This is a genomic window from Novosphingobium mississippiense (assembly GCF_044029535.1).
Classification (GTDB): Bacteria; Pseudomonadota; Alphaproteobacteria; order Sphingomonadales; family Sphingomonadaceae; genus Novosphingobium.
The window spans coordinates 2019962-2035804 of the sequence record NZ_CP147003.1 but is presented as its reverse complement, the minus strand read 5'-3'; the positions used below and the strand labels follow the sequence as shown (position 1 = coordinate 2035804).

The window sequence follows — 15843 nt, the reverse complement described above, 5'->3', positions numbered from 1 at the left end:
CCTTCGTCATGATAAAGGTTACTTCGCGCGTCCAAGGCAGGCCGCACCATCCGGCCCGGTGGCGCCCGAACAATGGCGCTCCGGAACGGTGGCAGCATCCGGAACACCCAGCCGGTTTGCACCCGATGCCGATCGCTCCAGATCGAACGCATCGTAAAGGCGGCCCGTCGCGGTGTACGACCGATACCGCAAGGTGGTCGCCCCGAAGTCGATCAATTGATAGAGCTGCGTATCGGCGGCGGCCTTGTCCGGCTGTACGGTGGCGCGATTGTTGAGCCCGTACATCTTCGATCCCACGACCGAGACAACGTAGACAGGACCCTGCGGCTTTCCTGCCGCACGGGCCGCATTCGACGCCGCCCGGCCCGCCGGATCGGTCACCCGGCTGTAGCAGTGATCGTGGCCCTGCAGGACCAGATCGACCTTGCGCCTCTCGATCACCGGCTTCCACGCGTTCTGGATCGCTGGAATGTCTTCAGGCCGCGCGCACGTAAAGATCGGTTGATGAACGACCACGACATTCCAGCGCGCCTTGCTGGCAGCCAGAGTACGGTCCAGCCACTCGGTCTGCACGGCAACCTTGCCGAGATCAGCCGCAGCCGTCCCGTCCAGCACCACGAAGCGCACGCCCTGATAGTCGACGTAGTAGGTCGTGGCCTCCAGTCCGGGAACGCCATTGCCGGGCAGGCTGAACTGGCGCGCCCAGTAGGCCCCTAGCTCGATTTTCTCGGTGCCGTCCGGCAAATCTTCCTTGGCATATTCATGGTTGCCGGTCGCCGGCATCTGCGGAACGATGGCATAGTTGTAGCCGCCCGCCTCGTTCCACTCGCCCCATTCGTCGTCATGGTCGAGATCGTCACGCTGGGCGACCTGATCGCCGGTGTGAATGGCCAGCGCGATGTCGCCGCCGGAATGGAACGCCTGCCGGATCACGCGAGAGGCGTATGGCAGAATTCCGTTCTGCACATCGGCCAGATAGAGTGCGCGGAACGGCCGGAAGCTTTCAGCCGCCGTGCGGAATTGCAGCCACTCGCTCCAGCCCGCGCTGCCCTTCAGGCGATAGGCGTAGACGGTATCGGGCTTGAGCCCCGTGAACTGGACATGGTGATAATTGGCGGCGCCGTTCGTCGTCTCGGCAAGCGTGCTCGTCCCGGAAAGGGTGCGGGCGCCCCGCTCCAGCGTGGGGCTGTCCACCGCCTCAACGATCTGCGCCTGTGCGGCGGCCTGTGCACGGTCCGTGCGATAGCTGACTGCCATGTCACGCGCGGGATTGGCCCCCGGAGTCAGGACGATCCGATCCGGCAACGCGCCTGCGGTGTAGGTCTTGCCGGGAGAACGAGGCACGGCTGCAGGTATTGGGGCGGCAGCGGCGGCCACGCCGGTGACAGCCAGACCGACTGTCGCAAGCGCCAGGCAGGCACGGATTTGGAGGGGGAACTTCAAAACGGGTCTCCGGGCCGGGCGGTTGCGAAAGCCAACAACACCGCACTCCCCGCCCGGCCTGGACGGAGATACGATGCCATTGGTCTCGCCCGAGCAAAACATGCTCCCGACGCGCCATGACCTCTCGGCCAAGTATGTTGACGCGCCAGCCCGCCACGTCGTGACGGTCGGCTACTCCCCAGATGACGTGAAAAGCCCGCTAGCCGAATAGAATGACAGTTTTGTGGCGTAACGATGATATCGCCGCCCATCGCCCGGGCGCGTTGACAGCCGGGTGCCGCTGCGTCAAAGGGGCGGCAACCCTTGGGGAGTAACCGCCCGCATTGCAGCGGGGCGCGCGTCAACAGACTTGGCTTCGGCCATGGCGCGTGCGGCCTTACAGCTTGGTGAGACCATGGACCGACGGAAACCCGGGGCCGGGATTTCCGCCTCGGTTCATGTCTGTCGTCTCCGGCCCCGAGGATTTTGAATGCACTCTCTCTGGATCATGGCCGGCTTGCTGCTGGTCTCTGCGGTGGTGATCTATCTCGCCTGCGAGTTCTTCGTGAACGGCGTGGAATGGGTCGGCCACAAGTTCGATGTCGGCCAGAAAGCGACGGGGACGATTCTGGCGGCCTTCGGTACGGCCCTGCCGGAAAGCATCGTTACGCTGGTGGCGGTCACTTCCGGCAACGGCCCTGCCTCGAAGGAACTGGGCATCGGCGCCGCGCTGGGCGGGCCCCTCGCTCTATCGACGATCGCCTATGCAACGGTCGGCGTTACCCTGCTGCTGTCGCGCCAGAAGCTGGGTCGCGATACCGGCGTGCAGAACATCTTCCGCCGGCTGAGCCGCGATCAGGGATGGTTCCTGGCGATCTTCGCGCTGAAGATCCTGCTGGGCTGCGTCGTTTTCGCCTGGAAGCCCTGGCTGGGCGTGGCGTTTCTGGCGGCCTATGCCCTCTATGTCCGTCAGGAAATGACCGGCGAAGCAGAGGAAGAGGAAGGCGAGCTGGAGCCGTTGAAGTTCCAGCCCAAGCGGGAAACCCCCGCGACCGCGATGGCCGTGTTCCAGACGCTGTGCGCCCTTGTCGTCATTTTCGTCGCCTCGCGGGTTTTCGTCAGTCAGTTGGAGGGTCTGGGCCCGGTCCTAGGCCTGCCTCCGCAATTGCTGGCCCTGCTGCTCAGTCCGATCGCCACCGAGCTTCCCGAGACGATGAACGCGGTGATCTGGGTGCGCCAAGGCAAGTATCGACTGGCGCTGTCCAACATTTCCGGCGCCATGATGATCCAGGCGACAGTGCCGACGGCGCTGGGCCTGTTCTTCACGCCCTGGCTGCTAAGCACGCCGCTGCTGGTCGCCGCCGGTGCCACCGCTCTGGCCGTCCTGATCATGTTCGTGGCTTTTCGCATGGGATATGTCGCCCGGCGACTGCTGGCCGGAATGGGACTGCTCTATGCCGTCTTTGCGGCGACCGTTGTGGCGCTTCACCTGGCCTGACGGTCATGCATGGGGAGGACGGAGCGGCGTCTTAACTGTCCTCCCCACTTAACTGCCCTGCCCAGTTGTGAACGACGCTCGCTGGGCATGACGGCGCGCGAGTTCGATGAAACTCCGCAGCTTGGCCGGGATATGGCGGCGGCCGGAATAATAGAGGCAAAGTGGCGGTTCTTGCGGCATCCAGTCCGCCAGCAGCCGGGTCAACCGGCCTTCCCGAACATGCGGTGCCACGGTTTCCTCGGCCAGATAGCCCAGCCCCATCCCGGCCAGCGCGGCATCGAGCATGAGCCCGCTGTCATCCAGGATCAGGCGGCCGGGTACGTCCAGTTCCAGCCGTTCGCCGTCCCGCGCAAATTCCCAGTGATAGATGCGCCCGCTCCCCATCCGGTAGCGGATGCACTCGTGCGCAAGGAGATCGCGCGGGACGATCGGCAGGGGGCGATCCTGCAGATAGCCCGGTGAGCCGACGACGACCAGGCGCACTTCGGGGATGATGGGCACCGCGATCATGTCCGGCGGAACGGCGTCTCGCAGCCGGACGCCGGCGTCGAAGCCCTTGCCGATCACATCGACCAGCGCCGCTTCGCTGACCACCTCCACCTGCATCCGGGGGTAGCGATCCAGATAGTCGCGGATCAGCGGCGCCATGATGAACCGCGCCGAGCCAGCCGCCATGTTGAGCCGCAGCAGTCCCGAGGGCTCCCCCGGATCGTCTCCCGCGTTCTCGATCGCCCCGTCGATCGCGGCGAGTGCGGGGAGAATTTCCTCAAGAAACCGCGCGCCTGCCGCCGTCAGCGCGACGCTGCGGGTGGTGCGGTTGAACAGGCGCACGTTCATGCGCTCCTCCAGTGCCGCAATGGCATGGCTCAAGCCGGAGGAAGACACGCCCAGTTCGCGCGCGGCGGCGCGAAACCCGCCCCGTCGCGAAACCGTGGCGAAGGCTTCCAGTTCGGCAAGACTTGCCTTGGGCATTGCGCAATATCTTTCATCAGCCTGTCCATCATTGTCCTACTAATCCGAACAAGCGGCCTGCGCCATATCCCCGATGCAGAATGGAGACGCACCATGCGGACTATCGACCAGATCTACATCGACAGCGCTTTCGTGACCCCGCACGGCAGCGAACGTTTCGACCTTTTCAATCCCGCCACCGAGGAAAGGATCGGTTCCGTCCGGCTGGGCGATGCGGAAGACCTGCGTCTGGCCGTCGCGGCGGCCAGGCGCGCGTTTCCCGCCATGGCGCGCACCACGAAGACGCAGCGGATCGCAATGCTCCACCGGCTTTGCGACGCGGTGCAGGCCCGAACCGACGACCTCATTGCCGCGATGACCGAGGAGTACGGCGCACCGGCTTACTTCACGCGATTTTCGGTGCAGAACACCGCCTCCGTCTTCGAGGTCATGGCCGCTGCGCTGGAAGATTATGCCTTCGAGCGGACTGCCGGGACCAGCGCGGTGACGATGCTGCCGCTCGGCGTGATCGGGGCAATAACGCCGTGGAACAGCAACTTCGGCTTCATCGCCACCAAGCTGGCCCATGCCATCGGCTCGGGATCGACGATCGTCATCAAGCCCGCGGAACAGAGTGCGATCCAGACGCAGGTCCTGCTCGAATGCCTGCATGAAGCGGGGCTGCCGAAGGGCGTGCTCAATGTCGTCAACGGCACCGGGCCGGAAGTCGGCGCGGCGCTGACGGCGCATCCCGACGTGGCGCTGATCACGTTCACCGGCTCCACCCCGGCGGCGAAAATCGTCCAGCGTTCGGCGCTGGAGACGATGAAGCGGCTGGTGCTGGAACTGGGCGGCAAAAGCCCGACCATCATCCTCGACGATGCCGATCTCGATGCGGCGATCCCCGTCGCGCTGATGAGCGGCTTTGCCAACAGCGGGCAGGCCTGCGTCGCCGGATCGCGCATTCTGGTGCCGCGTTCCCGCCGGGACGAAATCGTCGCGCGCCTGAAGCAGGAGGCGGAAAAGCTCAAGGTCGGCGCCCCTGCCGACCCGGAAGTGCGCATCGGCCCGCTTGCCAATGCCGCGCACTGGGAACGCGTGCAGGGCTGGATCCGGCTCGGCCTGGAAGAAGGCGCCAGCCTTCTGACCGGCGGTGAAGGACGGCCCGAAGGACTGGAGCGGGGCTGGTTCGCAAGGCCGACGATCTTCACCGATGTCACCAACACCATGCGCATCGCCCGCGAGGAAATCTCGGCCCGGTCCTGAGCGTCATCACTTATGAAGACGAGGCCGAAGCCATCGCGATCGCCAACGATTCCGATTTCGGGCTTCAGGCCTATGTCCTCTCCTCCGACGAAGACCGTGCCCTGCGGGTTGCCCGGCAGTTGATCGCCGGACGCGTGGTGATCAACGGCGCGCCGCACGATCCCCGCGCCCCCTTCGGAGGGTTTCGTCAATCCGGCCTCGGTCGCGAAATCGGGGCTTACGGCCTCGATGCCTTCCTGGAACCCCGCGCGATCCTGAAGCCCGCCGCCTGATTCCCGCCCTCACTCGAAAGATACGGATATGCAGAAGACCTGGATCATCACCGGAAGCGCGCGCGGACTTGGCCGCGCCATCCTGACCGCCGTGCTGGAAAGCGGCGACAACGTGCTGGCCACCGCCCGCAACCCCGCGCAGTTGGACGACCTCAAGGCGCTTTACGGCGACCGTCTGGAAGCCTTCGCGCTCGATGTGACCGACGAAGACCGCGCCCACACCGCCGCGAAGGCCGCCATCGCGGCTTTCGGACAGATCGACGTGCTGGTGAACAATGCGGGCTATGGCCATTTCGAGGCTTTCGAGCAGAAATCCTCCGCCGATTTCCGCGCCGAAATGGAGACCAACCTGTTCGGCGTCATCAACATGACCCGCGCGGTGCTGCCCTCCATGCGGGAGCGCCGTGCGGGGCACATCCTCAATGTCTCCTCCGTGGGCGGACGGGTCGGCACGCCGGGGCTTTCCGCCTATCAGGCCGCGAAATGGGCGGTCGGCGGCTTCACCGAAGTGCTGCGCGGCGAGGTCGCCCCTCTGGGCATCCGCATCGTGTCGCTGGAACCGGGCGGGATGCGCACGGACTGGGCCGATATTGCCGGCAATGCCGCCGCAAGCACGGTGTTGCCGGACTATGCCGATACCGTGGGTGCGACACGCGCGCGGATCAGGGCCTATGCGGGCAACGAAGTGGGCGACCCGGCGCGCATCGCGCAAGTCATCCGGGCGCTTGCCCGCCGCGATGACGTGCCCGCCCATCTGGTGCTGGGCACCGATGCGCTGGCCTCGTTCGACGCCGCCGAAGCCGAACGCCGGGAGGCCCATGCACGCTGGCTGGGCGTCAGCCGCGCCACTGTGTTCGACGGTCCCGAAAGCGAAGCGCTCGGCGCGTTGCTGCCGGGCTGACGATTCTAACAGGGCATCACAGGGCCTAACACCCGCCTCATGGCAAAGGGTCTATCACCGGGCTTCCAGTCACGAAGTCAAAGGAAACCACTCATGTCGAACAGGTCTCTCGGGGTTGCCGACCTGCCCCGCCGCGATTTTCTGCGCTTTGCCCGCCTTGCTGCCGCAGCCGCCACGACCCTGACGGCCGGAGCCTTTCCGGCGCGCGCCGCCACGCCGACGCCCGGCGTCGTGCCGGCAATCAAGCAGATCGACGCCGGCGTCCTGAACATCGGCTATCTGGAATATGGCCCCGCCTCCGGCACGCCGGTGCTGCTGTTCCATGGCTGGCCTTATGACATCCATGCCTTTGCCGAAGTCGCCCCGCTGCTCGCCGCCAAGGGCCACCGCGTGATCGTGCCGCATCTGCGCGGCCATGGCACCACCCGGTTTCGTGCGGACGCCACCATGCGCAACGGCCAGCAGGCCGCGCTGGCGGCAGACGGCATTGCGCTGATGGATGCGCTGGGCATCCGCACCGCGGTGGTCGCGGGTTTCGACTGGGGCGCGCGCACCGCCGATATCATGGCCGTGCTCTGGCCGGAGCGGTGCCGCGCGCTGGTGTCGGTCAGCGGCTATCTGATCGGCAGCCAGGCGGGCAATGCCAAGCCGCTGGCCCCCGCCGCGGAGCTGCAGTGGTGGTATCAGTTCTACTTCGCCACGGAACGGGGCAAGCTGGGCTATGCCGCCAACACCAGGGCCTTCAACAAGCAGATCTGGCATCAGGCCTCGCCCGAGTGGAACTTTGACGATGCAACCTTCGACCGCTCGGCAGCCTCTTTCGACAACCCCGATCATGTCGCCATCGTGATCCACAACTACCGCTGGCGCCTTGGCCTTGCCGAGGGCGAGAGCCAGTATGACGCAATGGAGGCCAGGCTTGCCGCCGCCCCGCCGGTGACGATCCCCGCCATCACCATGGAAGGCGATCGCAACGGCGCGCCTCACCCCGCGCCCGAAGCCTATCGCGCCAGGTTCACCGCCGCCTATGAGCATCGCACCATCAACGGCGGCATCGGCCACAATCTGCCGCAGGAAGCGCCGCAGGCCTTCGCCCAGGCCGTGCTGGACGTCAGCCGGAGGGCCGGCTGATGCGCACCGGCGCGCTGCTGGCGCTCTCCACCCTGATCCTGGGAGCCTCCGCCCTCTCCGCCACCGTGCGAGAGCGGGTGGAGGCTTCTCCCGTCTATGGCGTTACCCTGCCCAAGGACTATCGCCACTGGACTCTGATCAGCGTGGCCCAGGAAAACGGCAAGAACAACGATATCCGGGCCATTCTGGGCAACGACATCGCGGTGGAAGCCTATCGCAAGGGCAAGCGCCCCTTCCCCGACGGCGCCGTGATCGTGCGTCTGGCATGGCGCTATCAGTCCTCCTCGCGCAACGATGCGGTGTTTCCGGCGCCCCAGTCCTTCGTGGCAGGCGCGGCGACCAATGTTCAGGTGAGCGTGAAGGACAGCAAGCGCTTTCCCCGCAGCGGAGGCTGGGGCTATGGCCAGTTCGAGAATGGCGTGGCCAACCCCGATGTCACCCTGATGCAGTCCTGCTTCTCCTGCCATAACAAGCTGGAAAAGAGCGAGGATCTGGTCTTCACCGCCTGGTCGCCCTGATCCCCCCGCAGGGAACCACCCCTGCCCGACAGGTAACAAAAGGCCCGGTAACGCCAAAAGCGTTGCCGGGCCTTTTGTGTTTCGGGTGTCCGGGATCAGGGTGCCTTGGCGGCCTGTTCGATCAGGCCGGCAACCTCCATCGCATGGGAAACCATCACCACATGCGATGCGCCCTTCACCACCACCGTCTGGCGCGCCTTCGCACGCTTGGCCATGAAAGCCATCGCGGCGGGGGGAATGTTGCGGTCCGCATCGCCGTAGATGAACCACGAAGGCGTATGCTTCCACGCCGGGGCGGTTTCAGGCTCGTTCAAGGCCGCTTCGGCGATCGGGCGCTGTCCTGCCGCCATCAGCCGCGCCGCTGCAAGGGGGACGTCGGCGGCGAATTGGGCGGGAAACCGGTCCCGCTGGATGTAGAGGTCGTTGCCGCCGCCGGTCAGCTTCACCGGCGGGGCCAACGTAGGGCCAAGCGTGCTGCCGGGAAACTTTCCGGTGAGCCCGATGGCCGTCTCGCCCGCTTCGGGCGCGAAGGCGGCGACGTAGACCAGCGCCTTGACGTTCCCCGCGCCCTCGGCCGCCTCGCTGATGACGGAGCCGCCATAGGAATGGCCGACCAGCACCACAGGGCCGGCGACGTTTTTCACCACATCGGCAACGACATCGGCATCGGCCCGCACGCCGCGCAAATTGTTGGGCGCGGCGATAACGTGGTAGCCGTCATGCTCCAGCACGGCGATCACGCCGTTCCAGCTTGCGCTATCGGCAAAGGCGCCATGCACCAGAACCACCGTGGGTTTGGCGGATTCGTGCTCGGCAGAAGGCTGGGCCTGGGGCTGGGCTGGGGCCGTGGAAGCCATCAGGCCGGCGGCGAGCATCAGCCCGCCGCCCATCATCATCTTCTTCGTCTTCATGGTCGTTCCTCCTCAGGCCAGCGTGACGATGGCGTCGATGTTGCCCTTGATCGCCTTGGAATAGGGGCAGGTCCGGTGGGCTGCTTCGATGATCTGGCGGGCCAGATCCTCCGCCAGGCCGGGGACATGAACCGTAAGGCGCGCGGCCAGCGAGAAGCCGTCGTCGCCGCGGCGCAGTTCGACTTCGGCATCGATGGCAAGCGTCTCGGGCAAGGTCACGCCCTTTGCCTTGGCGGCAATGGCCATCGCGCCTTCGAAGCAAGCGGACCAGCCCGCCGCGAACAACTGCTCCGGGTTCGTGCCCGCGCCCGGGCCACCGGGGGTGGACAGGCTGACATCGAGGCGGCCATCGCTGCTTCTGGCGTGGCCTTCACGGCCGCCGACGATGTGGACATTCGCGGTATAGAGCGTCTGGGTACTGGACATGGACTTTCTCCTTGTATCGGGGGTCAGCGAAAGAGGCGGAAGGCAGCGCGCACTTCCTGAGCGAAGAGCGCGGGTTGTTCCCAGGCGGCGAAATGGCCGCCGTTGGTGACTTCGTTGAAGTAATGGAGGTGGGTGTAGCAGCGCTCGGCCCAGGTTCTGGGCGCGCGGAAGATCTCGCCCGGGAACACGCTGACGGCGACGGGCATGTCGATGATGCCGCGCGCGTTGAAATTGTTGGAATGGTCTTCCCAATAGATCCGGGCGGCAGAGGCCCCGGTCCTGGTCAGCCAATAGAGCGAGATGTCGTCAAGGATCGCATCGCGCCCCAGAACCTTCTCTGGCTGGCCGCCGCTATAGGTCCATTGCGCGATCTTCTCGTACATCCACGCTGCCGTGCCGACGGGGGAATCCACCAGCGAATATCCGATCGTCTGCGGCCGCGTGTTCATCATCGCGGCATAGGCGGCATTGTCGCGATAAAAGGCGGCAAGCTGATCGAACGCCCCGCGCTCCCTGGCCGAAAGCGCATCCGGCGCCGGATCGCCCGCGGCCAGAATGTGGGCGATCTCGGCCGGCACCACGGCGGGCATGTTGAGGTGAATGCCCAGCAGCCCGGGTACATGCTGCAAAGCCATGCGCTGCGAAATTACCGAGCCGCAATCGCCGCCCTGGCTGACATAACGGTCATACCCCAGCCGCAGCATCAGCGCCGACCATGCCCGGCCGATATGGTCAGACCCCCAGCCCACGACCCGGGGCTTTTCGGAAAAGCCGAAACCGGGGATCGAGGGGATCACGACATGGAAGGCATCCTCGGCCTTGCCGCCGTGGGCGGTGGGATCGGTCAGCGGGCCGATCACCTTCAGAAATTCCAGCACCGACCCCGGCCAACCGTGAGTCAGGATCAGCGGCATCGCCTTTTCATGGCGGGAACGGACATGGATGAAGTGAATGTCCAGCCCGTCAATCCGGGTCATGAACATCGGCAGGCCGTTCAGTTGCGCCTCCACCTTGCGCCAGTCATAGGCGCCCGCCCAGTAGGCCATCAGCGGCTGCAAGGTTTCACGGCGAACGCCCTGGCTATTGTCAGCGGCGGGCTCCGGATCGGCCCAGCGGGTTTCCGCTATGCGCCGCTTCATCGCCGTGATGTCGGCCTGGGGGATCGCCACCTTGAATGGGCGTATTTCCGTGCTGCCGGTGGCCTCGTTGGCCAGCCCCGGCATGGCGCCGAGGGCGGCGGCCATTGATGCGCCGATGGCAAACTGGCGCCGCGCCATGTTGATCTCGTACCCCACTGTTCGTCTCCTCGATTGGATGACGGCCAGTATAGGCAGGCGGTGCCGGGACGCCCGTTAGGTGGGGTGAGATGGTGTTAGCTGCACAAGAGGCCCCTCTCGCCAACTAACACGGCCATGCAGCGCCAAACGGGCGGACCGCAGGGAACGGCTTAGGATCAAGGCAACACAGCCGGATCACCTGGCCGTTCGCCCGGAGACACATCATGACCAAGCCCCGCTCGCTCAGCTTTATCCTCGCCGCCCTGATGACCGGCGGCATCATCACTGCCGCCTGTTGCGCCGAGGCGCTGGTTCCAGCGATGGCCAGCCCCCCACCGCTAGGCATCACGGCTGGCCCGATCGGCGCCACGGCACGCCCGATCGACGTGCTGGAACATGCCGGGCCATGGCTGGCCGAAGTGCCCGGCGGCGTTCAGGCGTTGCGCGGCAAAGTGGTGGTCGTCAATTTCTGGACCTATTCCTGCATCAACTCGCTGCGCGCCTTGCCCTATCTGAAAGCCTGGAACGCCCGCTACAAGGACAAGGGTCTGGTGGTGGTGGGGGTACATGCCCCCGAATTCCAGTTCGAGCATGACGCCGCCAAGGCCCGGCTCGCCGCCCGCCAACTGGGCGTGACCTGGCCCAATCTGCAGGACAACGGCTTCTCTACCTGGCAGCAGTTCGCCAATGAGGGCTGGCCCAGCATCTATGTCATCGACGCAAAGGGCCATATGCAGGGCTATCGCATCGGCGAGGGCGGTTATGAGCAGAGCGAAGGGCTGATCCGCAAGCTGCTGACGCAGGCCGGACACGACGTTTCGGGCGTGCCGACCACGCCTATCAGCGGCAGCGGGATCGAAGCCGGGGCCGATTGGGCCCAGCTTGGCTCGCCGGAGGCCTATCTGGGCTATGACAAGGCCGAAGGCTTCCGCTCCCCCGGCGGCCCCGCACGCAACCGCGCAAAGCCCTATCAGGCCGCCGCCGATCTGGCGCGCGGCAGCTGGGATCTGACCGGCACATGGACCATCGGCCCCGAATTCATCACGCCTTCCGGCGCGGATGCCGTGCTGCGATACCGCTTCCATGCGCGCGATGCCCATCTGGTGCTGGGTGGACCGGCCGATGGCCGCCCGGTGCGCTTCCGGGTAACCATCGACGGCAAGGCCCCCGGCCCGAACCACGGCTGCGATATCGACGCCGATGGCTGGGGAGAGCTGCGTGAGGATCGCCTCTATCAGCTTGTGCGCCAGCGCGGCGCCATTGCCGATCGCACCATCTCGATCCGCTTCGAACGGCCCGGCATTCGCGCCTATGTCTTCACCTTCGGCTGACGCATCGATATGGCAAAAAAGGGAATGACCGTGCTAGAGCGCTTTCCGATCGGGTGGAATCACCTGATCGGAAAGCGCGCCAAAACAAACTCATAGAGCGGAAACCGCTCTGGACCATCGCGCGAGCAACAAGGGAAGACAGCGCGATCATGGCCGACATCGAGATTTCGCCTCGGGTTGGAATGTCCTTCGGCCCGTTCTCGCTGTTCCCGGGCGAGCGGCTGCTGACACGGGATGATGTGCCGGTGGAGATCGGCGGGCGTTCGCTGGACCTGCTGATCGTGCTGACCGAGCAGCCGGGCCGGGTCCTGTCCAAGCGCGATCTGCTCAAGCGCGTATGGCATGACGTGGTGGTGGAGGATGGCAGCCTGCGCTTCCACATGGCCGGGCTGCGCAAGCTGCTGGGCGATGGCAAGGACGGCGCGCGCTACATCGCCACTCAGGTCGGCGTGGGCTATGCTTTCGTCTGCGAGGTGAGGCAGCACGGTCCGGCGCCCACGGCTGCCGTGGTTTCCTCGCCGCCGGAAGAGCCGGCAGCGGCGCCACTGAACCTGCCTCCCGGCCTGCAGCTGCTGATCGGGCGGGAGCGGGATATCGATCTGCTACGGCAGCGGGTCGCTGATACGCCGCTATTCACCATCGTCGGGCCGGGCGGGGTCGGCAAGACGTCGCTTGCGGTGGAAATCGGGCATCTTCTGGCTGACAGCTTCGACCAGCGGGTGGCCTTCATCGATTTCAGCATGTTGGACAATCCCGATCTGGTGCCCGGCATGTTGGCGGGTGGCATGGGCATCGCCGTGCAGGGTGGGGAGCCGGAGGCGGCCATCCTGGGCCATCTGCGGGAGTCCCGCTTTCTGCTGCTGCTCGACAATTGCGAACATCTGATCGAGCCTATCGCTCTGCTGGCGGAGCGGCTGCTGCACGCTGCACCGCAGTTGCGCATTCTGGCCACCTCGCGTGAGCCGCTGCGCGTGCGCGGCGAGCATATCCACCGCCTCGATGCGCTGGCCTGCCCGGAGGACGATCCCGCGCTGACCACGGAAGAAATCCTGTCCTACGCAGCCGTACGATTGCTGCACGATCGCGCCTGCGCCGCCGACAGCACGCTGGAAATCGACGATCATGCCGCGCGGCTGATGGCCGTCATCTGCCGCCGTCTTGACGGCATGGCGCTGGCCCTCGAACTGGTCGCCGCGCGGATCCCCACCCATGGCTTGCAGGCGACGGCGCGGCAGCTGGATGAACGCTTCAGCCTGGGCTGGGCGGGGCGGCGCACCGCGCTGCCGCGCCAGCAGACACTCCAGGCCATGCTCGACTGGAGCTACGCCCTGCTGACCGAAGACGAACGGATGGTGCTGGAACGGCTTTGCGTCTTCGTCGGCCCCTTCTCGGTCGATGCCGCGCTGGAAGTCGTGGCCGATGCCGCGCTGGGCAGCGACAGGGTGATCGCCGCACTGGACGAACTGGTGGCCAAATCGCTGATCTCTCCGGATCGTGCGCGGGGGGCGGGCAGCTATCGCCTGCTGGAAATGACGCGCACGTATGCCCGCCAGAAGCTGCAGGAGCGGGACGATGATGCTCTCCGCACCGCCGCCCGCCGCCATGCCGCCTATTTCCTGGCCGAACTGGAGGCGGTTGCCGCCCAGAACGAGGACGTGCTGCAGGACGCGCGTCCCCTGCGCCAGCAACTGGGCAATATACGCAGCGCGCTGGACTGGAGTTTCGGCCCGCAGGGCGACCGCCGCATCGGTGAACGCCTCGCCGCCGCCAGCACACCGATCTTCCTCAATCTTTCGCATTATGCCGAGTGCCAGAACTGGTGCGCGCGCGCTCTGGACGGAGCCGAGAAAGCGCAAGGCCCAACCGCGCTCGAAATGGAATTGCAGGGCGCGCTGGGGCTGTCGCTGATGTTCAGCAAAGGCAGCACGAAGGCAGCGGGCCAGGCCCTGACGCGCGCGTTGGAGGTGGCTACCGCGCTGGACGACGCCTGGGGGCAGCTGCGCATGCTGGGCCGCCTGCATAGCTATCATGAGCGGATCGGCGACTGTGCCATCAGCATGGAACACGCCCGCCGCGCCCTGGCGATTGCCGAGACGATGGACGATCCCGAAGCCATCGGGGTCGCCTGCTCGCTCCTGGGCATCTCGCACTATCTTGCCGGCAATCAACGCGGGGCGGTGGAAGATCTGGAACGCGCGCTGGCGCTTTGCCCCGTGCTCGACCGCGCCCGCACGCTCTACTACGGCTTCGATCATCGCAACCGTGCGACCATCGCGCTGGCGCGCAGCCTGTGGCTGTCCGGACAGGCCGGGCGAGCCACGGCCATGACCCATCAGGTGGTAGCTACGGCCGCGCGGCTCGATCAACCGGTGACCTTGTGCATCGCGCTGATCTGGCAGTACGCGCTGCATGTCTGGCAGGACGATCTCGAAGCGGCGCAGCAGACGCTGGCAACCTTTGCCGACTGCGCGCAGAGGAATGCCCTAGGCCCCTATATCATGGCCGCCGAAGGCTTTCGTGGCGATCTGGCCATTCGCCGGGGCCAAAGCGGCAGCGCCGTCGAGGACGTGGAGCGCTGCCTGATCCAGCTGCGCGCGGCGCGCTACGAACTGCTGACCACCGCCTTCTCCATCACCCACGCGCGCGGCCTGCTGCTCGACCGGCGCTGGCGGGAGGCGGAGGCGCTGATCGATGCCGCCATCGCGCGTTGTCGCAGTATCGGCGAGGGCTTCGCCCTACCGGAACTACTGGGCATGAAGGCCATCCTTGCCGAGGCCACGGGCGGGGATGCGCGAACATCGACCGCCTTCCTGAAACAGGCGCTGGATCTCAGCCGCGATCAGGGGGCCTGGGCATGGACGATGCGGACCGTTGTCCCGCTAGCCACTCAGCTTGCCGCCCAAGGCGAGCCGCAGGAGGCCATCCAGTGTCTGGAGAGCGTCATCGCCGCAACTCCAGACATGGATGCAATGCCCGATGCGCGACGGGCCGGCGAGTTGCTCGTCACCCTGCGTCAGGCGAGCGGCGTCCCGTCCTGAGATCCGCCACGATGCCTGTCAGCGCGTCCAGCACGTAACCGGTGATCGCCTCACCCTTGGCCGCCGTCGCCAAGGACGGATCTCCGGCCACGCCGCTGCCGCAGGTGCGTGTTTGCATCGAGCTATAGAGCGTGGCCCGCTCCGCCGTCAGCAGATCGCCGGCGGACCAGTCAAAGCCGTGATGATGGCAAGGGGGCGTATCCTTCTCGATCGGGCGAACCGCATCGGGGGCAGCGTGAAGCACGATCGAGGTCTCCAGGTCTCCGGCATGGGAATCGCGCGCCGCATCGGGCCCCCGCAACCGGCGCAGCTCGGGCGCGACCAGCAGCCACCAGCCCGCCAGCACGATCCGGCAATCCGGGTGAACGGACCCCACGCCCTCGATGATCAGATTGGCGACGGCCTGATTGCCGGCATGACTGTTGAACAGGATCACGTTGCGGAAACCGTGCATCAGCGCGGAATGGAGAATATCGGAGACATAGGCCTGAAAAGCCGCATGGCTGACGGTCAACGTCCCGGCGAAATCCATGTGATGATGCGAACAGCCGATGCTGACCTGGGGGAGCACCAGAATGTCACGCCCCAGCCGACGGTCCAGCGCGTCGAGGAAATAGGCGCCTATCAGCGAGTCCGTGGCGAGCGGCAGATGAGGCCCGTGCTGTTCGACCGCACCGATGGAAAGAAACAGCGGCGTATCGCGATCAACTGCCGCCAGTTCGCGTGTGGTCAGATCCTGCCATCTCATCTCTTGAACTCCTGCGCTTGGGCTTCGGAAAAGGAAACCGTGGTTCAGCCCGGCGTCGTGGCGCGGATATCGGTGACGACCAGATTGCATCCGGGTCGAAAGCGATGCCGCGTGCTGACGCCTAAGCTCGAACCGAGCTATCGCCCAGAAGCG

The 15843-nt window shown here is 65.8% G+C and carries 14 protein-coding genes and 2 riboswitches; of the genes, 8 read left to right on the top strand and 6 right to left on the bottom strand.

Going from position 1 to position 15843, the window contains the following annotated elements; translation table 11 throughout:
- Positions 1-18: 18 nt before the first annotated feature.
- Positions 19-1443: a fibronectin type III domain-containing protein gene (locus WBP06_RS27525; RefSeq protein WP_395335819.1), complete on the bottom strand. Its 1425-nt coding sequence runs from the start codon at positions 1441-1443 to the stop codon at positions 19-21.
- 17 nt (positions 1444-1460) lie between these two features.
- Positions 1461-1636: riboswitch (yybP-ykoY riboswitch) on the bottom strand.
- A gap of 104 nt (positions 1637-1740) precedes the next feature.
- Positions 1741-1907: riboswitch (yybP-ykoY riboswitch) on the top strand.
- Between the two features lie 5 nt (positions 1908-1912).
- Here WBP06_RS27525 and WBP06_RS27520 point away from each other — a divergent pair.
- On the top strand, positions 1913-2920 hold the full coding sequence (locus WBP06_RS27520; protein WP_395335816.1) for a sodium:calcium antiporter: 1008 nt from the start codon (positions 1913-1915) through the stop codon (positions 2918-2920).
- 48 nt (positions 2921-2968) lie between these two features.
- Here WBP06_RS27520 and WBP06_RS27515 read toward each other — a convergent pair whose 3' ends face one another.
- Positions 2969-3892 (bottom strand): LysR family transcriptional regulator, encoded by a 924-nt coding sequence (locus tag WBP06_RS27515; RefSeq protein ID WP_395335814.1) that lies wholly within the window; start codon positions 3890-3892, stop codon positions 2969-2971.
- A gap of 93 nt (positions 3893-3985) precedes the next feature.
- On the opposite strand from WBP06_RS27515, the gene WBP06_RS27510 reads away from it, so the two are divergent.
- The 5 genes from WBP06_RS27510 to WBP06_RS27490 all read left to right on the top strand — a co-directional run bounded on the left by WBP06_RS27510 (position 3986) and on the right by WBP06_RS27490 (position 7959).
- On the top strand, positions 3986-5137 hold the full coding sequence (locus WBP06_RS27510; RefSeq protein WP_395335812.1) for an aldehyde dehydrogenase family protein: 1152 nt from the start codon (positions 3986-3988) through the stop codon (positions 5135-5137).
- The gene (locus WBP06_RS27505) at positions 5056-5409 is read left to right on the top strand and encodes an aldehyde dehydrogenase family protein (RefSeq protein ID WP_395337594.1); all 354 of its coding nucleotides are present in this window, start codon (positions 5056-5058) and stop codon (positions 5407-5409) included. The genes WBP06_RS27510 and WBP06_RS27505 overlap by 82 nt, the downstream gene beginning before the upstream one ends.
- A 28-nt stretch (positions 5410-5437) precedes the next feature.
- Complete coding sequence (locus WBP06_RS27500; protein WP_395335809.1) at positions 5438-6310, top strand: SDR family NAD(P)-dependent oxidoreductase; 873 nt, start codon at positions 5438-5440, stop codon at positions 6308-6310.
- A gap of 93 nt (positions 6311-6403) precedes the next feature.
- Positions 6404-7441, top strand: a complete 1038-nt coding sequence (locus WBP06_RS27495) for an alpha/beta fold hydrolase (RefSeq protein WP_395335806.1) — start codon at positions 6404-6406, stop codon at positions 7439-7441.
- The gene (locus WBP06_RS27490) at positions 7441-7959 is read left to right on the top strand and encodes a cytochrome P460 family protein (protein ID WP_395335803.1); all 519 of its coding nucleotides are present in this window, start codon (positions 7441-7443) and stop codon (positions 7957-7959) included. The genes WBP06_RS27495 and WBP06_RS27490 overlap by 1 nt, the downstream gene beginning before the upstream one ends.
- A gap of 95 nt (positions 7960-8054) precedes the next feature.
- Here the strand turns inward: WBP06_RS27490 and WBP06_RS27485 are convergent, their stop codons facing one another.
- The 3 genes from WBP06_RS27485 to WBP06_RS27475 are packed head-to-tail and all read right to left on the bottom strand — an operon-like array spanning position 8055 to position 10573.
- Positions 8055-8870, bottom strand: coding sequence for an alpha/beta fold hydrolase (locus tag WBP06_RS27485; RefSeq protein ID WP_395335800.1), 816 nt, complete (start codon positions 8868-8870; stop codon positions 8055-8057).
- 12 nt (positions 8871-8882) lie between these two features.
- Positions 8883-9296 (bottom strand): organic hydroperoxide resistance protein, encoded by a 414-nt coding sequence (locus WBP06_RS27480; RefSeq protein ID WP_395335798.1) that lies wholly within the window; start codon positions 9294-9296, stop codon positions 8883-8885.
- A gap of 23 nt (positions 9297-9319) precedes the next feature.
- Positions 9320-10573 (bottom strand): epoxide hydrolase family protein, encoded by a 1254-nt coding sequence (locus WBP06_RS27475; protein WP_395337593.1) that lies wholly within the window; start codon positions 10571-10573, stop codon positions 9320-9322.
- 224 nt (positions 10574-10797) lie between these two features.
- Between WBP06_RS27475 and WBP06_RS27470 the strand changes: the two genes are divergently transcribed.
- Together WBP06_RS27470 and WBP06_RS27465 are read left to right on the top strand one after the other, a co-directional pair.
- On the top strand, positions 10798-11904 hold the full coding sequence (locus WBP06_RS27470; protein ID WP_395335795.1) for a redoxin domain-containing protein: 1107 nt from the start codon (positions 10798-10800) through the stop codon (positions 11902-11904).
- Positions 11905-12053: 149 nt separating this feature from the next.
- On the top strand, positions 12054-14942 hold the full coding sequence (locus WBP06_RS27465; RefSeq protein ID WP_395335792.1) for an ATP-binding protein: 2889 nt from the start codon (positions 12054-12056) through the stop codon (positions 14940-14942).
- On the opposite strand, the gene WBP06_RS27460 is transcribed toward WBP06_RS27465, so the two are convergent.
- Entirely contained in the window at positions 14908-15690 is a 783-nt protein-coding gene (locus WBP06_RS27460) for a creatininase family protein (protein WP_395335790.1), read from the bottom strand. The genes WBP06_RS27465 and WBP06_RS27460 overlap by 35 nt on opposite strands.
- Positions 15691-15843 lie beyond the last annotated feature (153 nt).